The sequence below is a fragment of the Modicisalibacter radicis genome (genome assembly GCF_900961225.1).
In the GTDB taxonomy this organism is placed as follows: domain Bacteria; phylum Pseudomonadota; class Gammaproteobacteria; order Pseudomonadales; family Halomonadaceae; genus Modicisalibacter.
Window position 1 is genome coordinate 24,680 of sequence record NZ_CAAHFN010000050.1, and the last position, 21,887, is coordinate 46,566.

At 67.1% G+C, this 21,887-nt stretch carries 21 protein-coding genes; 1 reads left to right on the top strand and 20 read right to left on the bottom strand.

Annotation, left to right across the window (positions count from 1 at the left end; genetic code table 11):
• Positions 1-53: 53 nt before the first annotated feature.
• The 3 genes from sodC to HR9077_RS04115 form a co-directional block, all read right to left on the bottom strand.
• Complete coding sequence (gene sodC / locus HR9077_RS04105) at positions 54-596, bottom strand: superoxide dismutase [Cu-Zn] SodC (protein ID WP_280178406.1); 543 nt, start codon at positions 594-596, stop codon at positions 54-56.
• A 78-nt stretch (positions 597-674) separates the two neighbouring features.
• Entirely contained in the window at positions 675-1,517 is an 843-nt protein-coding gene (gene metF, locus HR9077_RS04110) for a methylenetetrahydrofolate reductase [NAD(P)H] (RefSeq protein WP_136065413.1), read from the bottom strand.
• Between the two features lie 156 nt (positions 1,518-1,673).
• Positions 1,674-2,642: a cation diffusion facilitator family transporter gene (locus HR9077_RS04115; RefSeq protein WP_136065415.1), complete on the bottom strand. Its 969-nt coding sequence runs from the start codon at positions 2,640-2,642 to the stop codon at positions 1,674-1,676.
• Between the two features lie 137 nt (positions 2,643-2,779).
• On the opposite strand from HR9077_RS04115, the gene HR9077_RS04120 reads away from it, so the two are divergent.
• Complete coding sequence (locus HR9077_RS04120) at positions 2,780-3,709, top strand: AEC family transporter (protein WP_136065417.1); 930 nt, start codon at positions 2,780-2,782, stop codon at positions 3,707-3,709.
• A 51-nt stretch (positions 3,710-3,760) separates the two neighbouring features.
• On the opposite strand, the gene HR9077_RS04125 is transcribed toward HR9077_RS04120, so the two are convergent.
• The 17 genes from HR9077_RS04125 to ahcY all read right to left on the bottom strand — a co-directional run bounded on the left by HR9077_RS04125 (position 3,761) and on the right by ahcY (position 21,877).
• A complete protein-coding gene (locus HR9077_RS04125) occupies positions 3,761-4,828 on the bottom strand; it encodes a tartrate dehydrogenase (protein WP_136065419.1) in 1,068 nt (355 codons plus the stop codon).
• A gap of 33 nt (positions 4,829-4,861) precedes the next feature.
• Complete coding sequence (locus tag HR9077_RS04130) at positions 4,862-6,025, bottom strand: mandelate racemase/muconate lactonizing enzyme family protein (RefSeq protein WP_136065421.1); 1,164 nt, start codon at positions 6,023-6,025, stop codon at positions 4,862-4,864.
• Between the two features lie 40 nt (positions 6,026-6,065).
• Positions 6,066-6,521, bottom strand: coding sequence for a tripartite tricarboxylate transporter TctB family protein (locus HR9077_RS04135; protein ID WP_136065423.1), 456 nt, complete (start codon positions 6,519-6,521; stop codon positions 6,066-6,068).
• Positions 6,518-8,059 carry a tripartite tricarboxylate transporter permease gene (locus HR9077_RS04140; RefSeq protein WP_136065425.1) on the bottom strand — a complete coding sequence of 514 codons (1,542 nt, stop codon included), beginning with the start codon at positions 8,057-8,059 and terminating at the stop codon, positions 6,518-6,520. The genes HR9077_RS04135 and HR9077_RS04140 overlap by 4 nt, the downstream gene beginning before the upstream one ends.
• A 100-nt stretch (positions 8,060-8,159) precedes the next feature.
• Positions 8,160-9,119, bottom strand: a complete 960-nt coding sequence (locus HR9077_RS04145; RefSeq protein WP_136065427.1) for a Bug family tripartite tricarboxylate transporter substrate binding protein — start codon at positions 9,117-9,119, stop codon at positions 8,160-8,162.
• A gap of 307 nt (positions 9,120-9,426) precedes the next feature.
• Complete coding sequence (locus HR9077_RS22305) at positions 9,427-10,158, bottom strand: FadR/GntR family transcriptional regulator (protein ID WP_168380885.1); 732 nt, start codon at positions 10,156-10,158, stop codon at positions 9,427-9,429.
• A 97-nt stretch (positions 10,159-10,255) separates the two neighbouring features.
• Entirely contained in the window at positions 10,256-11,662 is a 1,407-nt protein-coding gene (locus HR9077_RS04155; protein WP_136065431.1) for an NADH-quinone oxidoreductase subunit N, read from the bottom strand.
• Positions 11,662-13,146 (bottom strand): complex I subunit 4 family protein, encoded by a 1,485-nt coding sequence (locus HR9077_RS04160; RefSeq protein ID WP_136065433.1) that lies wholly within the window; start codon positions 13,144-13,146, stop codon positions 11,662-11,664. Before HR9077_RS04160 ends, HR9077_RS04155 begins: the two co-directional genes overlap by 1 nt.
• Positions 13,143-14,996: an NADH-quinone oxidoreductase subunit 5 family protein gene (locus HR9077_RS04165; RefSeq protein ID WP_136065435.1), complete on the bottom strand. Its 1,854-nt coding sequence runs from the start codon at positions 14,994-14,996 to the stop codon at positions 13,143-13,145. The genes HR9077_RS04160 and HR9077_RS04165 overlap by 4 nt, the downstream gene beginning before the upstream one ends.
• Positions 14,996-15,301: an NADH-quinone oxidoreductase subunit NuoK gene (nuoK, locus tag HR9077_RS04170; RefSeq protein WP_136065437.1), complete on the bottom strand. Its 306-nt coding sequence runs from the start codon at positions 15,299-15,301 to the stop codon at positions 14,996-14,998. The genes HR9077_RS04165 and nuoK overlap by 1 nt, the downstream gene beginning before the upstream one ends.
• Positions 15,302-15,331: 30 nt before the next feature.
• Positions 15,332-15,949: an NADH-quinone oxidoreductase subunit J family protein gene (locus tag HR9077_RS04175; RefSeq protein ID WP_136065439.1), complete on the bottom strand. Its 618-nt coding sequence runs from the start codon at positions 15,947-15,949 to the stop codon at positions 15,332-15,334.
• Complete coding sequence (locus HR9077_RS04180; protein WP_210725855.1) at positions 15,949-16,863, bottom strand: complex I subunit 1 family protein; 915 nt, start codon at positions 16,861-16,863, stop codon at positions 15,949-15,951. The genes HR9077_RS04175 and HR9077_RS04180 overlap by 1 nt, the downstream gene beginning before the upstream one ends.
• Entirely contained in the window at positions 16,860-18,149 is a 1,290-nt protein-coding gene (locus HR9077_RS04185) for an NADH-quinone oxidoreductase subunit D-related protein (protein WP_136065441.1), read from the bottom strand. Before HR9077_RS04185 ends, HR9077_RS04180 begins: the two co-directional genes overlap by 4 nt.
• Entirely contained in the window at positions 18,140-18,487 is a 348-nt protein-coding gene (locus tag HR9077_RS04190) for an NADH-quinone oxidoreductase subunit A (RefSeq protein WP_136065443.1), read from the bottom strand. Before HR9077_RS04190 ends, HR9077_RS04185 begins: the two co-directional genes overlap by 10 nt.
• Before the next feature lie 89 nt (positions 18,488-18,576).
• Positions 18,577-18,906: a four-helix bundle copper-binding protein gene (locus HR9077_RS04195; RefSeq protein WP_136065445.1), complete on the bottom strand. Its 330-nt coding sequence runs from the start codon at positions 18,904-18,906 to the stop codon at positions 18,577-18,579.
• A gap of 224 nt (positions 18,907-19,130) precedes the next feature.
• Entirely contained in the window at positions 19,131-20,366 is a 1,236-nt protein-coding gene (locus HR9077_RS04200) for a cation:proton antiporter (RefSeq protein ID WP_136065447.1), read from the bottom strand.
• Positions 20,367-20,464: 98 nt separating this feature from the next.
• A complete protein-coding gene (gene ahcY, locus HR9077_RS04205) occupies positions 20,465-21,877 on the bottom strand; it encodes an adenosylhomocysteinase (protein WP_210725856.1) in 1,413 nt (470 codons plus the stop codon).
• Positions 21,878-21,887: the final 10 nt, after the last annotated feature.

Sequence of the window (21,887 nt, forward strand, 5' to 3'; positions counted from 1 at the left end):
GCGGCAGGGCTTTTTGTTGACAGCGATGGCGGAAACGGGAAGCGGCGTGCCTATCAGCTAGCGGGATTCAAGCCGACTGTCCCGCAGGCGATGCGCGCACCGCCGCCGCCCAGCTCGGGATCATCGCTGTACGTGTCGCCGCCCTCGTGGATCATCAGCGCATGGTTCTCCAGATCGCTGACCTCGAGGCGCGGCGCCAGCACCGGCGTGGTGGCATTGCCCTTGTCATCCACCGAAAGGGCAGGCAGATCGCCCAGATGGCCCTCGCCGTAGGGGCCCTGATGGGTACCGGTGTCCTGGGGGTCCAGATGGCCGCCGGCGGCGGCGGCCGCGGTCTGCTCGCCCTCCTTCTCGGCGGGCTCGCAACTGGCGTTCTGGTGGACATGGAAGCCGTGAATGCCCGGCGGGAGATCCGCGAGATCGGGGGTCAGCAGCAAGCCATGGTCGGTATCCTCCAGTTTCACGAGACCGATCTTCTGGCCGACGCCTTCACCGGTCACCGTGTGGACAGGCACCTGTTCCTCGGCGGCCTGGGCCGAACCGGCGATCAGCAGCGCGGCGCCCAGCCCCAGCGTGCAGTGGCGAATCATGCTCATGTCGTTACCTCATCCGTGGTTTGACGTGCCTTTCCAGGCTAGTCAACGCCACGGCCGGCTGACAAACGTTCGGCGGCGTCAGCAGTCCAGGTTGTCGAGGATACGCAGGGTCGGCGCCGACTGGTTGAGCGTGTAGAAATGCAGCCCCGGCGCACCGCCGTCGAGCAGACGCCGACACAGGTTGGACACCACCTCCTCGCCGAATGCCTGGATGCTCGCGCTGTCGTCGCCGTAGGCCTCGAGCTGCTTGCGAATCCAGCGCGGGATGTCGGCGCCGCAGGCGTCCGAGAAACGCGCCAGCTTGGTGTAGTTGGTGATCGGCATGATGCCCGGCACGATCGGCGCCTCGACGCCCAGCGCCCGGGCCCGCTCGACGAAGTGGAAGTACGCCTCGGCACTGAAGAAGTACTGGCTGATCGCCAGGTCGGCACCGGCCTGCATCTTGCGCGCGAAATTCTGCAGATCGTGCTCGAAGCTCGGCGCCTGGGGGTGCGCCTCGGGATAGGCGGCCACCGCTATCTCGAAATGATCGCCGGTCTCGGCACGAATGAACTCGACCAGCTCGTTGGCGTAGCGCAGCTCGCCGACCCCGCCCATCCCCGACGGCAGGTCGCCGCGCAGCGCCACCAGGCTGTCTATGCCGTCGGCGCGATAGCCCTCGAGCAACTCGCGCATCTGCGCCTTCTCGCTGCCGATGCACGACAGGTGCGGCGCGGTGGTGATACCGCACTCGCGCACCTGCCTGACCGTATTGTGGGTACGCGCCTGGGTCGAGCCGCCGGCGCCATAGGTCACCGAGAAGAAACGCGGCCGGCGTTCGGCCAGGGCGTCGCGGGCCAGCAAGAGTTTTTCCCGGCCGGCGTCGGTATTGGGGGGAAAGAATTCGAAGCTGATGCCCAGCGGATACTCTCGTGTGCTCATCGGTCAACCCTTGTCCAGCGCAGTCGGCGTGTTTGGCGGGCCGCAGCGTGCGGCCACTCGATGCAACGCATTGTGCCCGCCGGGCCGAAGGGGAACCAATGAAAGTTTCGCGCCGCAACTTCAACGCCAGTCATGTTGGGCTTGCCGACCCGCGATTCAGCGCGGATCGACTCTCCCCGGCTGCGCGCAGTCGCCGCCGGTCAGGCAGGCCTCGCCCTCGACCTGCAGGGTGGCATGGCTGATCGCGAAGCGCTCGTGCAGCAGCGCGTAGGCGTCGCGCAATACGCGATCGTTGTCGGCCTCCTCGCGAACCACCAGATGCAAACTGAGCAGCGGCTCCTGGGGCGTCAGCCCCCACAGGTGCAGGTCGTGCAGGCCGATGACGCCATCGAGCGACTCCAGCGCCGCGCGCAACTCGAAGATGTCCACGCCCTCCGGGGTGCCCTCGAGCAGGGTGTGCGCCGAGCGCCGGATGATCTTCCACGCGCCGCGCAGGATCAGCGCCGCGGCCAGCACCGAGAGCAACGGATCGACGGCATTCCAGCCGGTCGCCATGATCACCAGCGAGGCGACGATCGCCGCCACCGAGCCGAGCAGGTCGCCGACCACATGCAGCACCGCACCGCGCAGGTTGATGTTGTCCTGGTCGCCCCGGTGGAGAATCAGGAACACGCCGACATTGACCACGAGCCCGACCACCGCGATCACCAGCATCGGCGTGGCCATGACGTCGACCGGGGCGTAGAGACGCCTGATGGCGGCAATGACGATGGCCACCCCGATCGCCAGCAGGGCCAGGCCATTGACGAACGCCGCCAGTACCTGAAAGCGCTGATAGCCGAAGGTGCGCTGGCGGTCCGGCCGACGATGGCCCAGGCGAAAGGCGAACCAGGCCAGCGCCAGCGAGGCGGTATCACTGACCATGTGCCCGGCGTCGGCGAGCAGCGCCAGCGAACCGGCCAGCAGCCCGCCGATCACTTCGGCGAACATGAAGCCGCCGGTCAGCAGCATCGCCAGGCGCACCCGGCGTTCGCTGTCGGCGGTCACCGCGGGTGCATGGTGGTGATCGTGGTCGTGCGAATGGCCGCGGGCGTGGTCATGGGACTGAGCGTGATGATGCGCCATGCAGCGCTCCGTAGTGTGGATTCATGGCGATTACCTCACCTGTAGCCACTACAGGGTCAAGGCGCGCCCGTTCTCACACGGTACTGCCCATCGGCGCGGCGAACAGGCATCATGGCGCTTTTGTCGCGGAGTCACCGATGTCTCAGGCCGATCTCTACCAACCGCTATGGATGCTGCTGGCGTTCGTCGCCCTGGGCTGGCTGTGTGCCCGCCGGCTGGCGCTCGACCCGCGTCCCATCGCCACCCTGCTGATCTACGTCATCGCCCCGCTGACCTTCTTCCGCGCCCTGGTGCTCGGCGAGCCGGGGGCCGACGACCTGCTGCTCACCGCCGCGCTGTTTCTGCTGTCGAGCGCCATCGCTCTGCTGGTCGCACGGCTGGCCCGGCCGTTCTTCGCCGCCGAGGAAAGCGCGCTGCTGGCGTTCTCCTCGGGAACCGGCAACACCGGTTATTTCGGCCTGCCGATCGCCCTGGTGCTGCTGCCCCCGGAGGGCGTGACCCAGTATCTGTTCTGCCTGCTGGGGATCAACCTGTTCGAGTTCACCGTCGGCTTCTACCTGAGCGCCCGGGGGCGCTTCTCGGTGCGCCAGAGCCTTTTGCGCATCGCCCGGCTGCCGCTGATCTATACGTTCATCGCCGCGCTGCTGGTCAGCAGCCTCGGCGTGCCGCTACCCGGGGCGCTGCTCGACGGGCTCGAGTACTTCAAGTACTGCTTCACCGTACTCGGCATGATGATCATCGGCATGACGCTCGGCCGGGTGACCCTGCGCGAGTTCGATACGCGCTTCATCGCCGCCTGCGTGACGATCCGCTATCTCGTCTGGCCGCTGCTCAGCGTCGCCGCGGTGGCGCTGTTGCAGGCTTTCGTGGGGATCGACGCCACCCTGGCCACGGCGCTGCTGCTGATCGGCGTGGTGCCGATGGCCGCCAACGTGGTGGTGGTCGCCATGGAGCTCAACATTCGTCCCGAGAAAGGCGCCATCGCGGTGCTGCTGACGACCCTGGCGGCGCCGCTGCTGATTCCGCCCTATCTCGGGGCGCTGCTGGCGCTGGTCGGGCTGGAGTAGCAAAGGCAGGCGCCACGCGGCCGGCGGGCCGAAACCGGCCCCGGCATTCGACTATGTCGCCTGCCGGCGGATGTCGTCACAGAGGGCCTGGGTCAATTCGCTAGTCGTCGCGGTTCCCCCCAGATCCTGGGAGTGAACGCCGGTCTGGGTCAGCCGCTCGATCGCCGCCATCAGCCGTTCGGCGGCCGTCGTCTCGCCCAGGTGCTCCAGCATCATGACCGCCGTCCAGAAGGCGCCCACCGGGTTGGCGATGCCTTGCCCGGCAATGTCGAACGCCGAGCCATGGATCGGCTCGAACATCGAGGGAAAGGTGCGCTGTGGGTTGAGGTTGGCGGTCGGCGCGATCCCCAGGCTGCCCGTCAGCGCCGCCGCCAGATCGGAAATGATGTCGGCGTGCAGGTTGGTCGCCACCACGGTGTCCAGAGTGTCCGGCTTGAGCACCATGCGCGTGGTCACGGCATCGACGAGCTCACGGTCGGTCTCGACATCAGGATAGTCCCTGGCCACCTCGAAGAACACTTCGTCCCACAGCACCATGCCGTGTCGCTGAGCGTTGGATTTGGTCACCAGGGTCAGCTTCTTGCGCGACCGGCTTCGGGCCATGTCGAAGGCGAAGCGATGGATACGCTCCACACCCTTGCGCGAGAAGATCGACACCTCGGTGCCGATCTCGTCCGGCAGGCCGCGATGCACCCGGCCGCCATTGCCGGAGTACTCGCCTTCGCTGTTCTCGCGGATGATCACCCAGTCGATCCTGTCCGCGCCTTGCAGCCGGCTGTTCACCCCCGGCAGCACCCGGGCCGGGCGCACGTTGGCATACTGGTCGAACCCCTGGCAGATCGCCAGGCGCAAGTCCCACAGCGAGACGTGATCCGGCACGTCCTGGCTGCCCACTGCGCCGAAATAGATGGCATCGAAAGTGGCCAGCTCGGCCAGCCCGCCGTCAGGGATGTAATGGCCATGCTCCCGGTAATGGCGCGAGCTCCAGGGAAAGTCGGTGAACGCGAAGTCCAGCTCCCCACTCTTTTCCGCCAGCGCCTGAAGAGCCTGCTTGCCGGCCTCGATGACCTCGATTCCGATGCCATCGCCGGGAATCACTGCGATGCTATGTCTGCGCATGGGTGGCGCTCCTTGCTTCAAGAAGTAACTTCTTTAGAAATGGGCGTTGAAGACCTTCATCAACTCGGCCTTGTCCTCGAAGCCGATCCCCGGCATGGCCGGAATCGCCACGTAGCCATTCTCGACCGGCGTGGAATCGGCGAAACCGCCGAAGGGCGCAAAGACCCGAGGATAGGATTCGTTGCCGCCCAGCTTGAGACCGGCGGCAATATTGAGGGCAAACTGATGCCCACCGTGGGGAATGCACTGGCGAGTCGACCAGCCGCGAATATGCAATTCGTCCAGCATGCGCAGATATTCCACCAGCCCGTACGACAGCACCGGGTCCATCTGCAGGATGTCGCGATCGGGACGCATGCCGCCATGGCGCAGCAGGTTGCGCACGTCCTGGTGGGAGAACAGGTTCTCCCCCGTGGCGGTCGGGCCGGCATAGTGCTCGCATAGCTGGCGCTGCAGGGCGTAGTCGAGCGGGTCGCCGGCCTCCTCGTACCAGCGCACCCCGAAGGGGGCCAGGCCATCGGCGAAGGCTAGCGTGTCCTGCAGACCAAAACGGCCATTGGCATCCACCGCCAGGCGCGACGCCTCGCCCACGACCTCGAGTGCCGCCTCGACGCGCGGCAAGTCTTCTTCCAGCGGTACTCCGCCGATTTTCATCTTGGTGGCCACGTAGCCCATCTCCAGGTAATCGCGCATCTCTTCCTGGAGACCCTGGATTTCCTTGCCGGGATGGTAATAGCCGCCGGCGGCATAGACCGAGACGCGGCGATCTGCCTCGCCGTCACCGAAGCGTTCGGCCAGCAGCTGCGCCAACGGCTTGTTCTCGACCTTGGCCACGATGTCCCAGATCGCCATGTCGATGATCCCCACCGCCACCGAGCGCTCCCCGTGGCCGCCCGGCTTCTCGTTGGCCATCACCGTCGCCCAGACCCTGAACGGATCGAGATTGCGGCCACTGTCATCGAGCAACGACGCCGGGTCCGCCTCCCTCAGGCGCGGCAGGAAACGCTCCCGCAGCAGGCCGCTCTGGGCATAGCGTCCGTTCGAGTTGAAGCCGTAGCCCACGACCTGGCGGCCATCGACCCTGGCGTCGGTGTAGATCGCCAGGATGGAGACATCCATCCTGGCGAACGAGATATAGGCATTGGCAATGTCGGAGGCGATGGAAACCCGCGCCTCCTTGATGTCAACAATACGCATGTTTGCTTCCTGTCTTGTGGCCAAGAGGGTGACTGAGCGATCACGACCAGATACCGGACGGTAGCCTGACGTTCAGCACCTGCGTGAAGGCGAGGTAGAACACGCCGATCAGAACCGCGATGATCGGCACCCACTGCGCGAGGCGTCGCATCGATACGGCCCCTTCCACGCTCGCCAGGTACCAGGTCAGGCCGAAGAAAACGAAGGCTGTCGCCACCAGGAATCCCAGCAGGTCGATGGCGTACCACCAGGCGAACAGGATGGCGATCATGATCACCAGGCGTCGCGGGCTGCCCTCGATGGTGATCTCGCGCGCCGCCGGCCGGGTAAACGCCTTGACGATCAGCGCCAGGGACAACGCGACGGTGATCACCAGGATGGCGCGGGGAAATATGATGCTCAGGCGGCCCATGCCCTCGCGCGGGAACCACAGGACGGCGGCGAACAGCAAGCCGAAGAGCCCCGCGGCGAAGTCGGTGTTGAGTCGCAGGGTCATGACGGCTTCTCCTCGTCCGGGTCGACCTTGGCCATCCGGCCGCTGCGCTCCAGCCAGCCCGGCAACAGGGTGGTCGCGACACTCAACGCCACCAGGCAGGCCAGCACGATCGACAGCGGGTTGGCGACCAGCCGCAGCCAGGGTATCGGGTCGACAACGGCTGTCAGCATGGTCTGCACATAGCCTTTCTCGGCGATGACGCCCAGAATCATCCCCAGCACGATGGGCGCCGCCTGGATGCCGATCAGACGCAGGAAATACCCCGCCGAGCCCAATAACAGCATGATGAACACGTCGGTCATGCTGTTGCGCAGTGCATAGGTCCCCAGGATGGTGACCATGGCGATGCTCGGCAGCAGGAAGTAGAACGGCGTCTTGACCACCACGCGATGAATCAGGCGCCCGCCAAGCAGGCCGACCGGCAGCAGGAACATGGCCGCGAAGCCCATCGAGAGGATGAAGCCATTGGTCAGCACCCCGGTTTCGGTGAACAGATCCAGCCCCGGGCGCAGGCCATGCATGAGCAGCACGCCAAGAATGATGGCATCCGGTGGCGCGCCGGGGATGCCCAGGGTCAGCAACGGCACCATGCTGCCGGCCACCATGACGTTGTTGCTCGACTCCGAGGCGATCACGCCATCGACGTTGCCCTTGCCGAACGACGACGGGTCCCTGGAGAAACGGCGGGCCTCGTTGTAGGCCACCAGGCTGGTGACGTTGCCCCCCGCACCCGGGATGATGGCGATGATCTGGCCGATGATGCAGGAACGGATCAGATTGACCGGCTTGCCGAAGATATGCCGACCCATGCGCATGATGGCCGAGCCCGCGCCGCCCTCAAGCTTGCCGCTTGCCGGCAACGCACCCCGGCCCTGGGCCGCCATCGAGATCAGCTCGGGAACCACGAACAGCCCGATCAGGGCGACGATCAGCTCGATGCCGCCCTGCAGCGCCGGTATGCCGAAGATGAAGCGGGTCTCGCCACCGATCGGCGAGACCCCGATGGTGCTCAACAGCATGCCGATGCAGCCACCGAGCAATCCCTTGAGCAGCGACCCGCTCGACAGGCTGGCCACCAGGGTCAGACCCAGCAGCGCCACCCAGAACATCTCCGCCGGCCCGAAAACCACGGCGAGCCTCGCCAGGGGCGGCGCCAGCAACAGCAGGAAGGTCACCCCGATGATGCCCCCGACCACCGAGGCAATGGTCGCGGCGGCCAGGGCTTCGTAGGCGCGCCCCTGGCGCGCCATGGGATACCCATCGAACGTCGTGGCGATCGACGACGGCGTTCCGGGGGTGTTGATCAGGATGGCGGTAAAGGCGCCGCCGTAGATGGCGCCCATGTAGACCGCCCCCAGCGCCATCAGGCCCTGCAGGGGCGACATCGTGAAGGTGAACGGCAGCAGCACCGCCAGCGCCATGGTTGCCGTCAACCCCGGCAGGGCGCCGATGAACAATCCTGCCGTCACCCCGGCCAGGATCGTGACGAGCCCTTCGAGCGTCAGGATCGAGAACAGGGCTTCCAGTAACATGTCCATGAGCCAACTCCACTGAATGCATGACGCGCATCGGATGAACGGCCGGCACCCGACCCTGCAGCCCATAAGGCGCACAGGGTCGAGAACGCATCACGTTGCGTTATTGGTTGGCTTTGGCTTCTTCGAGGATCGGCTGGTAAGCCGACTTGAGTTGCTGCATGACCTCGTCCACTTCGTCACCGGTGATATCGGTCATGACGAAGCCGAGCGGCTCCTGCTTTTCGGCGATGCGCTCGTTGGTCTTCGCAAACGCCTCTTGCAGCGTATTGACGATCTCGTCCGGCGTCCCCTTGGGCACGGCTACGCCACGATAGGCGCCACCGACGATGTCATAGCCCAGTTCCTTGAACGTCGCCACATCCGGTAGCGCGGGCACGCGTTCTTCCGAGGCCACGGCCAGGACGCGTGCGTTGTCCTGCATCTGCACGCCGAGCATCGAATAGTTGAAGATGCCCGACACATGGTTCCCCTGTACCGCCGCCGGCAGCGGTCCCGTGCCGGTAAACGGGATATAGGTGATATCGATGTCGGCCTCTCTTTCGAGACGCAGGGCGCCCAGATGGTTGGCGCTGAATGTCCCGCTGCCGCCCAGCGTCACCGCCTGGGGATTTTCCTTGGCGTACTGGACAAGGTCGTCGAGCGTCTTGAACTGGCTGTCCTTGGGAACGATCAAGGCATTGGGCGTGGTGTGGAAAAAGGTCACGATCTTCCAGTTGTCTGTCTCGTAACCGGCATTTTCACGCATGATCGGCTGGGCAATGATATGCGGGATGTTCACCCCGATCATCTCGTACCCCGTCGGCTCGGCACTGTTCTGGAACTCGCTCCAGCCGACGGCGCCCCCGCCGCCGGGGCGGTGATTGACGTTGACCTCGACCCCCAGGATCTCTTCCAGGTGAGGCTCCTGGAAGCGCGCGGTAACGTCGGACTCGCCGCCCGGGTCGAACGGAATCGTGTAGGTGATGGGTTGTTCGGGATACTCGGCGAGGGCGATGCCCGGCATGCCCAGCGCAGCCAGCAGTGACAGCGATCCCACCCAGCGCGTTGCGGTGAGTTTCATTGGCGTGCTCCTTGTATTTATGTGGTCTGGCGTTCGCGCTCCGTGTGATTGTTCTTGTCGCAGTACCACGGAGCGGATGAGGCGTAGCCAAACGCCAACGGCAGGCGCTACGACTCGACACTTCTGAGGCTAGCCAACCTGTAAAATCTGTCAATCAACCAGCCATAGACCTTCGTCTGAAACAAGCCGAATGTACTCCACCGAGATTCGACCCATAATTTAATTCTATTAAATCAGTAACTTATACGGGATAAAGGGAAAGTGTCGCTTTTTCGACTTGTCATACAAGCAATGAGGAGTTGCCGTATCAACCTTCGAAGACACGCCGTCGTGAGTTGCCGATATGCTCGCGCATGTACTGGCAGGCCTGCTCCGGCTGCCGTTCGTGGATGGCGATGAAGATGCGGGTATGTTCCTGCTGAACTTCCGGCAGATGCTGGTCCGGGCGGCGCAAGCCCAGGTTGCGCGCCAGGTTCTGACCGAAATTGATCTGCGCTTTCAGCGAGCTCAGCGTATCGCTGAAGAAACGGTTATTGGTCGCCCGAGCGATCGCCAGGTGAAAGGCGAAATCGGCTTCCACTCCCAGCTCCCGGGCTTCGATGCAGGCTTCGAGCTGCTGCAGGGCGCGCTCGATTTCCTTCACCATCGACGACGATCCGTTCACCGCCGCCATGCGCGCCGACTCGCCCTCCAGCGCGGCGCGGAACTCGAAGCAACGCTGCATGTCCGCCAGGCTCTCGAGCGGCGCGAAGTCGAGCATCGCCCGGTCGGGACGGCGCTTGACGTAGCTGCCCGCCCCGCGATGCGAGTGCACCAGTCCATCTTCGCGCAGCCGTGATAGCGCCTCACGCACCACGGGGCGAGAGACACCGTTCATCTCGGCAAGCCGCAGTTCCGAGGGCAACCGCTCGCCTTCGACATATTCCCCCTTGAGTATGCGCTCGATGATACCGCCGTAGACACGGTCGCTGAGCTTGGCGGGACGTTCGATGTCGGCGATGGAAGACGACGCTGAGGCAGGATAACTCGGGTGGGTCATGAAGCGGCCCGGGACAGAATCAGATACCCCAACATAACCTATTTTGCCGGCGCTGTTATGCATCGCCGATAAACTTTTGCGGCATGTCTGGTCGCCACTAGGCGGCGGCGAAAGCGATTCCCGTCAACGGCGCCAGCAGGACCTGTACCACAAGGCTGACGACGCCCAGCAGCGCCGCCGTCAGCGTCAGCGTCCAGCCGGAGAACCGGCCCAGCACGGCGATCTCGCCCTTTGGTGAGTGGAACAACAGCGTGGCGGCGACGCGCAGATAGTAGTAGAGCGAGATCACGGTATTGACTACCGCCAGCACGGCCAGCCAGACATAGCCGCCCGCGATCGTCACCTCGAACAGCAGCAGCTTGCCGACGAAGCCCACCAGCGGCGGGATACCCACCAGCGACAGCAGCGCGACGATCAGCACCGCGCTGGTCAGCGGCCGGCTGTGCCCCAGCCCGCGGCAATCGTCGAACGCGGTGCGCCCGCGCCAATGGGTGACCACCGCGAAGGCGGCCAGGTTGGCCAACGCATAGGCGACGAGGAACACCAGCAGTGCCGGCAGTGCGCGCGGCGCGGCGTCGAGCACCACGATCGCCATCAGCGCATAGCCGGATTGCGATACCGACGACCAGCCCAGCAGCCGGCGCAGATCGTGCTGGCGCAATGCCGCCAGGTTTCCCAGCGTCATGGTCACGGCGGCGATCAGCGCGACGATCGCCGGCCAGGCCACGGCATCGGGCAACAGCGCGACGAAGCGCGCCAGCGCCAGCGCCGCGCCGACCTTGGGGACCACCGTCAGCAGCGCCGCCGCCGGGGCCGGGGCGGCCTGGGCGACGTCCGGCAGCCAGGCGTGGCCGGGAAACGCCGCCAGCTTGAAGCTCAGCCCGATGACGACGCAGGCCACCGCAACGATCACGCCCCAGGGGTCGGCCCCGGCCAGCGCCGCCGCGGTGGCTGCGTAGCCGGTGTCGCCGACCAGTCCGAACAGCAGCACCACGCCGAGCGCCAGCAGCGCATTGGTCAGCGCGCCGATCAGGTAATACTTCATCGCTGCCTCGAGCGCCGGTGCCCAGCCACGATGAAAGGCCGCCAGCGGGTAGCTGGCCACCGAGGTCAGCAGCACCCCGACCATCAGTTCCATGGTGTCGTGGGCCGCGGCCATCATCAGCGCGCCGAGCAGCGTGAACAGGCACAGCGCGTAGTATTCGCCGTGACGGCGATCGCCGCGCAGCCAATCCGGCGACAGCCCGATGCACACCGCTCCGCTGACCAGGATCACCAGCTTGGCGACGATCGCCGGACGATCCAGCGCCCACACCCCGGCGAAGCTCAACTGCGGTGCCGGCCCCCACTGCGCCACGCTGGCCACTCCCGCCGCCACCAGCGCGGCCAGCGCCAGGCCGGCGGCCCAGGCCTGGTGACGCTGCGCGGCGAAGGAGGCGAACAGCACGATCGCCACCGCCGCCGCCAGCAGGATGAGCTCGGGAATCAGATCGCCGACCGGCATCAGCGCCCCCCGACCAGTGCGCTCGAGGCCGATTCGAGCAGCGTCAGCACGAAGCTCGGGTAGACGCCGATCGTCACGATGCCCAGCGACAGCACGCCAAGCACCAGCCATTCGGCGCGGGCAAGGTCGCTGAAGGTAGCCAGCGAGGCAGGCAGGTGGCCGAAGAACAGCCGCCGCAGCATGTCCAGGAACAGCGCCGCGGTGATCAGAATGCCGGCAAGCGCCGGCACCGCCAGCCAGGGGTAGACGGCAAACGCGCCCGCGAACACCTGGAACTCGGCGACGAACCCGGCCAGCCCCGGCATACCCAGGCTGGCGAAGGCCGCTAGTACCGTGAAGCCGGTGAGCAGCGGCGCCTGATGCGCCAGGCCGCCGTAGTGCGCCAGCTCGTAGTCGCCGGTACGTTGCCAAAGCGAGCCGCTGATCAGGAACAGTGCGCCGGTGATCAGCCCGTGCACGACCATCTGCAGCGAGGCCCCGGTCAGCGCCAGCTGCCGCGCGGCCGGGTCGCCCAATGCCGAAGCCGCCACGGCGATCCCCAGCACGCCATAGCCCATGTGGTTGACCGAGGTGTAGGCGATGCGCCGCTTGAGGTTGCCCTGGCCCAGCGCCACCAGCGCCCCGTAGACGATCGCCAGCAGCGCCAGCGCCCCGACCCAGGGCGCGTAGCGGGCGAAGGTCTCGGCCATCATCGAAAGCGGCAGGCGGATCATGCCGTAGACGCCCATCTTGAGCAGCACCCCGGCGAGAATCGCCGAGACCGGCCCCGGGGCGTCGACGTGGGCCTGCGGCAGCCAGGTGTGCAGCGGTACCAGCGGGGTCTTGATCGCCAGGCCCAGCATCAGCGCCAGGAACACCAGCCCGGCGTAGAGCCCGCCGCCGGCCAGCGGCTGCTGCTCGATCAGCACACGCATGTCGAAGCTGTGCGGCTCCAGCGAGAGATACAGGCCGATGATCGCCAGCAGCAGCAAAAGCGACCCGGCGAAGGTGTAGAGGAAGAACTTGAGCGCCGAGAGTTGCGGCTGGCCATGTCCCCAGCGCCCGATCAGGAAGAACATCCCCACCAGGCTCAAGTCGAAGAATACGTAGAACAGCAGCAGGTCGAGGGTCAGGAACACCCCCAGCGACACGCCCTGCATGAACAGCAGCCAGGCATAGTAGCTGCGCGGCTCGCCGCGGGTATCGACGGGGTAGATCGCCGCCGCGGTGAACAGCAACGCGCTCATGGTCGCCACCGCCAGCGCGATGCCGTCGACCCCGAGCCGATAGGCGACGCCCAGCGACGGCACCCAGGGCAGTTCGACGACATGCTGGAACTGCGCGCCCCGCGGGTCGAAACCCAGCCAGGCGACGATCAGCGCCGCAAGCGAGACGCCGGCGGCGCCCACGGCGATGCGGCGCGCCTGGACGGCGCTCCAGCGCGGGTAACCGGCCAGCGCGAGTGCGCCCAACAGGGGCACGGCCAGGGCGATGCTCAGGATCACAACAGGACTCCTATCACCAGCAAGCTCAGGATCAAGACGACACCGATCACGATGGTGCTGTAGTAGTGGTGGGTCTGGCCGCTCTGGGCACGGCGCGCCCATGCGCCGCCCCAATCGGCCAGCCGGCTCAGGCTATCGGGCAGGCCCTCGGCGAACGCCTCGCCGCGCCGCGCGTTGAAGCGTGCCAGGCCGTCGGCGACGCGTGCGGTGGCGTGCAGGCCGGCATCGACCCCGGCATCGTCGAAGCGTGCCAGGCGCCGGGCGAGCGCGGCCACCGCAACCGCCACACGCTCGAGCAGCGCGCTCAGGCCAAACCATTCGGCGACAATCGCCTGGCCGGCCGAGGCCGGCTCGACCCGGCGACCGGGGCGGGTCAGCCACCAGCCGGCGCCGATCCCCGCCAATACCAGCGCCAGCGACACCAGCAGCAACCACGTGTGGCTGGGCGGCCACCGGGTCGCCAGCCAGCCGGCGACGGCCTGGCGCGCGGGCGGCCACCACAATACCGACAACAGCAGCGTGCCGGCCGCCAGGCTGCGCAGCGCGGCGATCTCGCCACGCGAGGGAGGCGTCGACGCCGGCAGGCGATCGGTGCGGCCATAGGCCAGGCGCTGGAAACGGGTCGCGTAGAGCGCGCTCAGCCCGCCGGCCAGCGCCACCGTCAGGGCCAGCCAGAGCGCCTGCTGGCCTGCCGCCGAGGCGATCTGCTCCTTGCTCCAGGCCGAGCCCAGCGGAATCATCCCGGCCAGCGCCAGACTCGAGACCAGCGTGGTTGCCCCGACGCCCGGCAGCCGGCGGCCGAGACGCATGCCGGCCAGTTCATGGCCACCGGACTCCCTGGCGGCGAGCCCGGCGGACAGGAACAACCCGGCTTTCATGAACGCATGCGCGACGAAGTGCACCAGCGCCACCGCCGGGAAACCCACACCTACTGCCAGCCACATCAGCCCGTACTGCGACGAGGTGGAAGCCGCCAGCAGCTTCTTGGCATGGCCCTGGCAGATGGCCGTCAGCGCCCCCGCCAGCGCAGTGGCCAGGCCGATAGCAATTACCAGCGGAGCGAACCAGGCCACGCCGTCGAGGATCGGCTGCAGGCGCACCAACAGATAGAGCCCCGCGGCCACCAGGGTTGCCGCGTGCAACAGGGCCGAAACCGGCACCGGCCCGGCCATGGCGGCGAACAGCCAGGCGGAAAATGGCAGCTGCGCCGACTTGGCGGCGGCCGCCAGCACGATGCCCGCCACCGCGACATCCAGCAGCGGGCCGTCGAGCGCGGCCAGATCGGCGTAGCTAAAGCCGCCGCTGCCGGCGAAGACCGCCGCCGCGGCGACATACAGCCCCAGATCGCCGCAGCGCGTGGTCAGAAAGGCCGTCAGCGCCTCGCGCGTCACCTCCGCCTCGCCCCAGCGGTAACCGATCAGCGCCCACGAGCAGGCGCCGATCAGCTCCCAGGCGATCAGCAATGTCAGCAGGTCGTCGGCCAGCACCAGGAGTTGCATGGCCCCGACGAAGGCGACGATCAGCGCCATCAGTCGAGCACCGCTCCGGCCGGCCGCACCCGGCGGCAGCTCGTGGAAGCCCGCGTAGACGGCGATCGGCAGCGCGATCAGCGGCACCGCCAGGGTGAACGCCGCCGCTGCATGCGAAGGCGCCAGGGTCAGCACCAGCGCATCGCTCCAGCGATAGCTCGCCGCGCCCCAGCCGCCGGCCAGGGCGAGCGCCGCCAGCCCCAGCGCGGCCGTGACGGCCAGCGCCGCCGCGGCCGTCACGGCGTTACGATCCAGCCGCGCGCCGCCCAGGTACAGCAGCACCGCCGCGCCTATCGGCACCCCTCCCAGCGACCACAACATCAATGCTTGAGCTCGCCGAGCGCTTCGGTCATGTCGGCCTGGTTGGTGCGGAACACCGCCACCACCAGGGCGAAGCCCATGGCCATCTCGATCGCCATCACCGCCATGACGACGATCGTCAGCAACTGGCCCTCCGGGGCGCCGGCACCGCTCAGCGCCCAGAACGCCACCGCGGCCAGCATCACCCCGTTGAGCATCAACTCCAGGCCCATCATCAGCATCACGAACGACTGCTGCGACAGCGCGCCATACAGGCCGATCCCGATCAGCGCGGCGGCAACAAGCAAGAGGCTAACCAAGGTCATTCCACGTCTCCCTGTGTGGTTCCCGGACGATCAATGGCAGTGGTGATGGTGGCCGCCCGAACCTTCCGCGTCGGGCTGGGGTCCCGCCGGTACGCCGCCCGGCTCGAGCCCCGGCGGCAGCGAGCCCTGGTCGGCGGCGCCGAAGCGCCCGCGATGGCTCGACATCACCACCACGCCGATCATCGTCGCCAGCAGCACGATGCCCGCCGACTCGAACACCAGCATCGAATCGCCGAGCATCTCGCGGCCCAGCGAGGCCACCGGATCGAGCCCCGCCGGCAGCGGCCGGTCGGGAAACTCGACGAACAGCGCCAGCGCCCCCAGCACCGCGAAGGCCAGGCCGCCCGCGACGATCGACAGGCGATGCTGGTGGACCATCACCATCGGGTTGAGCCCCGCCGGGTTCATCATGAACATCACCATGAACAGCGCCATGACCATCATCTCGACGGCCATCATGAACAACATCGCCAACCCCAGGTAGACCGCCGCCAGCAGCAGCATGATCGCGCCCACGGCGATGAACGAGGCGAGCAGGAAGAACGACGCGCGAACCATCGAGTCGGTGCGGAACACCCGCCAGCCGCTGAACACGGCGAGCGCGGCCAGCACCCAGAAGATCGCGTCGGCGAACAGGCTCGTTTGCATTACAGCGCCTCCAGTCCGGCCCAGATCAGGTCCACGAACGACAGCGGCAGCAGTACCACCCACATCAGCGTGACGCAGCGCTCCGGCGCCAGTCGCGGCAATACCCGGCCCAGCCACGCAAGCGCCAGCAGCACCGCAAGCATCTTGAGCGCCAGCCACAGCGGCCCGGGCAGCCACGGCCCCAGCCAGCCGCCCAGGAAGGCGGTTGCCGCGATACCGCTGAAGGCCACCAGCATCGCCACCCGAGCGATCTCCCAGACCAGCCGCGGCGGCCCCGAGACCTCGCTGGCGGTGCCCCCGGCCAGGTCCGTCGAGTCGGCCAGGTTCAGCGGTCCCCAGAAGGTCAGCCCCAATCCGACGATCAAGAACAGCGGCAGGCCCAGCGGCTGGCGCACCACGTTCCACAGCTCCTCCTGGGCGGCCACCACTTGCGAGAACTTAAGCGACTCGGCGGGCAGCACCACGCCGATCAGCACGAACATGCTGACCAGGATGTAGGAAAGCCCCAGCGCCACGTAGCGATAGCCGCCGATCAGCGCCAGCGGCGCGTTGGCCGACCAGCCGTGCAGGAAGATCGCCACCGTGGCCAGCGCCTCGAGGCTGCCCCACAGCACCACGCCGGTGGCCAGGTCCGCGACGACCAGGGTCGGCGACCAGGGCACCAGCGCCAGGCCCAGTGCGGCCAGCGCCAGGTAGAGCGCCGGGGCCAGCCGCCAGGCGGGCCGGTCGGGCGCCTCGGTGACGTTGGCATCCTGGCGATACAACCAGGCGCCGCGCGCCAGCGGGGCCAGCCAGGCGTTGCCCTGGTGCGGCCAGCCGCAGGCGCCGGCGATCAGCCGATCGGCGACGGCCACCGCGTAACCGCCCACGGCCAGGGCCAGGAACGTCAACACCATTGCCGCCCACGCCATCATTGCGGCTCCTCCGCGTGCGCCTCGCCGGGGGGCGGCGAGGCGCTGCCCTCGGCAAGATCGAGGCTGGCGATCGTCGCCAGCGCACTGTCCCATTCCATGCCGGGCAGCAGCGCCTCGAGACAGCCGCCGGCGTCCTGCGCGGGCCGCTCGCGCCACGGGCCGCACGGGGTCTCGAGGCCGCCGGGCCCGACGGTGGTCAAGTCGCCTTCATCGACGGCGCGCCCGGCCAGCGCCAGCGACTGCTCGATCTCGGCGAGCTTCTGATGCCAGCGCGCCCGGGTGTCGCCACCCCGGCCCAGCGCCGGCCGAAAGCCGAGGCGCCGATAGTGCGCATCGTCGCTGCGCCGGTCGGTGTCGATGCCCGCGGCGCGCGCCGCCGGACCACCGAGTCGACGCGCCGTCTCGGCGTCCAACGCACCGCCGTCGAGCGCCGCCAGGCGGAAGAATCCCGCGCGCGTCAGCTGCCGGCGCAGGCCATCGAGGTGACTCGCCGGCGTCAGCTCGCGGGCCAGACGCAGCGCCTTGAGGCCGAGCCCTTCGAGGCCGGCCAGACGCAGCGCCCGGTAGAGATGACGGAGATGGTGCCGGGCGCGCGCCAGTTCGAGTTCGGCGATCGCCACCGGTCGCTCGCGGGCGGTCTGGAAGACCGCATCGAGAGCCCGCGGGTAGGCGGGCGACTGGTTCGTCCAGGACTGGATCACGTCGCCCTGCAGGGTGATCTCCGCAGCCAGGCCGGGGGGTAGCAGCGGATAGAACGGCCCCAGCCGGAAGGTCAGCGAGTCGAGCGTCAGGCCGTCGCGAATGTCGTCCTGCATGTTCATCGCCATCGGCCGGCCATAGGGCGTGCCGCCCATCATGCCCTCGCCGCCATGCCCGTCGTCGCCCAGCCCTTCCCAGGGGTTGGGTGGTTCGTCGGGCAGCAGCCGCGGCGAGCTGCCGCGCTGACCGGTCTGCAGCTCGCGGTGCAGCGCGACCAGTTCGTCGGTCAGCGTCGCGGGATCATCGACCCGCCGGGCATTTTCCAGCCCGGGCAACGGCTGGCTGCGAAACCACAGCGTGGCGAACGGGCGCGGCAGCTGGTCATGCACGCGCTTGAGCGCCTCGTGGTGGTGTACCGGCACGTGGCCGGCGACCAGCAGCACGCTGGCGTGGCGCGGCGAGTCGACCCGCGTGACGCGCCCGGCCAGCGCCAGTGGGTACAACGCCCGTTCGCCGCCGATGCCCAGCAGCGGATAGACCGGAACCGGCGCGCGGGCCGCGAGTCGGCCAAGCCAGCTCACTGCCACTTGAACACCCCCTCGCGCCAGGCGTAGACGATGCCCACCGACAGGATGGCCAGGAACATGCCCATCTCCATCACCGCCATCAGCCCCTTCTCGACGAACACCACCGCCCACGGGTACATGAACATCATCTCCATCTCGAAGGCGATCAGCAGCAGGGTCATCGGGTAATAGCGGATGTGATAGCGGTTCCAGGCGTGGCTATCCGGGGTACCGCCGCCCAGGAACGGCGCCCGCTGGGAATAGCCCGGCAGTGGCTGACGGCGTAGCGCCGGCCACTGCAGCGCCAGGCCGGCGCCCAGCGCGATCAGCAGTACCGCCAGCAATGTCAGCAGTTCCATGCGAATCCCTCGCCCCTGGTATCAGCGGTGTCATGCCGAGGCCCGGTCGCGACCGGGCCCGCGCTTCGGCTGGTGGGTAGCCAGCGCCCTCATGCCGCCATGGCGGCACACTCGTCGGCGCAACGATGGCAGGCCCTGGCGCACTCCTGACAATGTGCATGGTCGTGCTTGGCGCATTCATCACCGCACTTGCGGCAGATGTCGGCGCACAACCGGCATATCTCGCCGATGTACTCGCTGCCTTGAGCCATCAGCGACGCCGTCAGGCGGCAGACCTGCGCGCACTGCCTGTCCAGGCGAATGCACTCGGCCATCATCTCGACGTTGTCTTCCTGCAGACAGTCGACCGCACAGGCATCGCAATAGGCGGCGCAGACATTGCAGGCTTCGATGCAGGACTGATGCTTTCCGAAATCCATTTCGGCCTCCACAAGCTGGTTCGATGATTCTGGTCAGCGCGTCATGTCGCGCCTCTGTTAGGTTTAGTGGCTGCGACAGCCCGGGGCAAGCGCTTCGCCGCTCTCGACGGGTCCGCTATCCGCCCCGGGAAAGCCGGGCATTCAGGGCGTCATGCGTCGAGAAAGCGGCTAGCTTTCCTAACGTAGAACCTGTGGCCGGCACCCAGGTCAAGACGGAGCAGGTCTTATCTATCCGTCAATAACCCCTTGACGACCCTGCCGATCGACAGCCCCTGGACGAGGATCGAGAACAGCACGATCAGGTAGGTCACGGTGAGCAGGACGTCGCGGTTCTCGCCGTCGGGCAGCGACAGGGCCAGGGCCACCGAGATGCCACCGCGCAGGCCGCCCCAGGTGAGAATACGCGCCGCCCCGCGACGAAAACCCAGCTGGTCGCGCAACAGCCTGACCGGCACGCCGATGGTCACGAAGCGTACCGTGAGCAGCACCGCCAGCACACCCAGGCCGACCCAGAAATAGCCGGTCTCGAAGGGGATCAGCAGCACCTCGAGGCCGATCAGCACGAACAGCAGCGTATTGAGGATCTCGTCGACCAGCTCCCAGAAGCCGTCGAGATACTCTCGCGTGGTGTCGGACATCGCGCTCTCGCGGGCCTTGTTGCCGATCAGCAGGCCAGCGACGACCATTGCCAGCGGCCCCGAGAAGTGCAGGTGCAGGGCCAGGGCGTAGCCGCCCAGCACCACCGCCAGCGAGATCAGCACCTCGATACGATAGGCGTCGATGCTGCGCATCAGGCCATACGCCAGCCCGCCGACGACCAGCCCCAGCAGAATGCCGCCGCCGGCCTCCTGCAGGAACAGCATGCCGGCATGCGAGACGCTGAGCGCCTCCTCCCCGGTAGCCGCACCCAGCAACAGCGTGAACACCACCACCGCGACGCCGTCGTTGAACAGCGATTCGCCGACGATGCGCAGCTCCAGATCCTTGGGCGCGCCGGCATTGCGCAGGATGCCCAGTACGGCGATCGGATCGGTCGGCGAGATCAGCGCGCCGAAGGTCAGGCAGTACAGCCAGGGGATATCGAAGCCGAACAGCGCGCACAGCGCATAGCTCGCGCTGCCGATCGCCAGTGTCGAGACCACCACCCCCACGGTGGCGAGGAAGCCGATCGACCAGCGATAGCGACGCAGGCGATCGAGATCGACGTGCAGGGCCCCGGCGAACAGGATCAGCGAAAGCAGGCCGTCCATCAGCAGCGCATTGAAATCGATCTGCCCGAGCCAGGTCTCGACCTGAGCTTCGAGGGCCGTCCAGCCCAGCGCGGTGAGCCCATGCATGGCCCCCGACAGCAGCAGCGCGATGGCCATCACGCCGATGGTCTGCGGCAGGCCGAGAAAGCGGTGGTTGAGCCACGCCAGCACGGCGGTCAGTGTGATGACGATAGCGATGAGATCGAGCATGGGCCCTCCCTGGCCGCTTGCGATGGATTGGCACGTCTGACGGCCCGATACGACAACGCCGCCTGCCGGCGGCGCTGCGTGTAACGTGTCGAAGGGTCTCAGTAGCGATACGCGTCCGGCTTGTAGGGCCCTTCGGCCGGCACGCCGGTGTATCTGGCCTGATCGTCGGTCATGCGCGTGACGACCCCGCCGAAGCCTTCGACCATGTAACGCGCGACCTCCTCGTCGAGCTGCTTGGGCAGCACCGTCACGCTCAGGCCGCCGGCCCTGTCGTCGTCGCCGAGATCGGCGAAGCGCCGCTCGTAGAGATGGATCTGCGCCAGTACCTGGTTGGCGAAGGAGCCGTCCATGATCCGTGACGGGTGGCCGGTGGCGTTGCCCAGGTTCACCAGGCGCCCTTCGGAGAGCAGGATCAGGTAATCGCGGCTCTGCGGATCGAAATCGCCCGGATCGCTGTCGCGGTAGACCTTGTGGACCTGGGGCTTGACCTCTTCCCAGTGCCATTGCCGGCGCATGTAGGCGGTGTCGATCTCGCTGTCGAAGTGGCCGATGTTGCAGACCACTGCGCCCTTCTTGAGCGCCTTGAGCATCGGCGCGTCGCAGGCATTGACGTTGCCGGTGCAGGTCACCACCAGGTCGATTCTGCCGAGCAGCTCGGCGTCGATGCTTTCGACGCCGTTGTTGATGCCGTCGACGTAGGGCGAGACGACCTCGTAGCCGTCCATGCACGCCTGCATGGCGCAGATCGGGTCGATCTCGCTGATCTTGACGATCATGCCCTCCTGGCGCAGCGAGGCCGCCGAGCCCTTGCCCACGTCACCGTAGCCGACCACCAGCGCCTGCTTGCCGGCCATCAGGTGGTCGATGCCGCGCTTGATGGCGTCGTTGAGGCTGTGACGACACCCGTACTTGTTGTCGTTCTTGGACTTGGTGACGGCATCGTTGACGTTGATCGCCGGTACCTTGAGCGTGCGGTCGCGCAGCATCTCCTGCAGGCGGTGCACGCCGGTGGTGGTCTCTTCGCTGATGCCATGAATGGCGTCGAGCAGCTCCGGGCGCTTGTCGTGGAGCAGCGCGGTCAGGTCACCGCCATCGTCGAGCACCAGGTTGGGCGTCCAGCCGTCGGGGCCCTCGGCGGTCTGCTCGATGCACCACCAGAACTCCTCCTCGCTTTCCCCCTTCCAGGCGAACACCGGAATGCCCGCCGCGGCGATCGCCGCGGCGGCATGATCCTGGGTCGAGAAGATGTTGCAGGAGGACCAGCGCACCGCGGCGCCGAGTTCGATCAGCGTCTCTATCAGCACCGCGGTCTGAATGGTCATGTGAATGCAGCCGGCGATACGGGCACCGGCCAGCGGCTGTTGGTCCCGATACTTGGCGCGGATCTTCATCAGCGCCGGCATCTCGGTTTCGGCGATCCGGATTTCGCGCCGGCCCCAGTCGGCCAGCGCGATATCGGCGACCCTGTAATCCTCGGCGAGTTTGGCTTGGGCATCCGCCATGGCTGTCATCGTCGTCTTG

Excerpts from the sequence above, each read along its gene's own strand:
- HR9077_RS04190 (WP_136065443.1), bottom strand. The coding sequence starts at position 18,487 with ATGGAACTGCTGACATTGCTGGCGGTACTGCTGATCGCGCTGGGCGCC.
- ahcY (WP_210725856.1), bottom strand. The coding sequence starts at position 21,877 with ATGACAGCCATGGCGGATGCCCAAGCCAAACTCGCCGAGGATTACAGG.
- nuoK (WP_136065437.1), bottom strand. The coding sequence starts at position 15,301 with ATGACCTTGGTTAGCCTCTTGCTTGTTGCCGCCGCGCTGATCGGGATC.
- HR9077_RS04155 (WP_136065431.1), bottom strand. The coding sequence starts at position 11,662 with ATGCCGGTCGGCGATCTGATTCCCGAGCTCATCCTGCTGGCGGCGGCG.
- HR9077_RS04140 (WP_136065425.1), bottom strand. The coding sequence starts at position 8,059 with ATGGACATGTTACTGGAAGCCCTGTTCTCGATCCTGACGCTCGAAGGG.
- HR9077_RS22305 (WP_168380885.1), bottom strand. The coding sequence starts at position 10,158 with ATGACCCACCCGAGTTATCCTGCCTCAGCGTCGTCTTCCATCGCCGAC.
- HR9077_RS04180 (WP_210725855.1), bottom strand. The coding sequence starts at position 16,863 with ATGATGGCGTGGGCGGCAATGGTGTTGACGTTCCTGGCCCTGGCCGTG.
- metF (WP_136065413.1), bottom strand. The coding sequence starts at position 1,517 with ATGAGCACACGAGAGTATCCGCTGGGCATCAGCTTCGAATTCTTTCCC.
- HR9077_RS04175 (WP_136065439.1), bottom strand. The coding sequence starts at position 15,949 with ATGCAAACGAGCCTGTTCGCCGACGCGATCTTCTGGGTGCTGGCCGCG.
- HR9077_RS04135 (WP_136065423.1), bottom strand. The coding sequence starts at position 6,521 with ATGACCCTGCGACTCAACACCGACTTCGCCGCGGGGCTCTTCGGCTTG.
- HR9077_RS04130 (WP_136065421.1), bottom strand. The coding sequence starts at position 6,025 with ATGCGTATTGTTGACATCAAGGAGGCGCGGGTTTCCATCGCCTCCGAC.
- HR9077_RS04200 (WP_136065447.1), bottom strand. The coding sequence starts at position 20,366 with ATGCTCGATCTCATCGCTATCGTCATCACACTGACCGCCGTGCTGGCG.
- HR9077_RS04145 (WP_136065427.1), bottom strand. The coding sequence starts at position 9,119 with ATGAAACTCACCGCAACGCGCTGGGTGGGATCGCTGTCACTGCTGGCT.
- HR9077_RS04165 (WP_136065435.1), bottom strand. The coding sequence starts at position 14,996 with ATGTTGTGGTCGCTGGGAGGGGTGCCGATAGGCGCGGCGGTGCTGCTG.
- HR9077_RS04195 (WP_136065445.1), bottom strand. The coding sequence starts at position 18,906 with ATGGATTTCGGAAAGCATCAGTCCTGCATCGAAGCCTGCAATGTCTGC.
- HR9077_RS04115 (WP_136065415.1), bottom strand. The coding sequence starts at position 2,642 with ATGGCGCATCATCACGCTCAGTCCCATGACCACGCCCGCGGCCATTCG.
- sodC (WP_280178406.1), bottom strand. The coding sequence starts at position 596 with ATGAGCATGATTCGCCACTGCACGCTGGGGCTGGGCGCCGCGCTGCTG.
- HR9077_RS04125 (WP_136065419.1), bottom strand. The coding sequence starts at position 4,828 with ATGCGCAGACATAGCATCGCAGTGATTCCCGGCGATGGCATCGGAATC.
- HR9077_RS04120 (WP_136065417.1), top strand. The coding sequence starts at position 2,780 with ATGTCTCAGGCCGATCTCTACCAACCGCTATGGATGCTGCTGGCGTTC.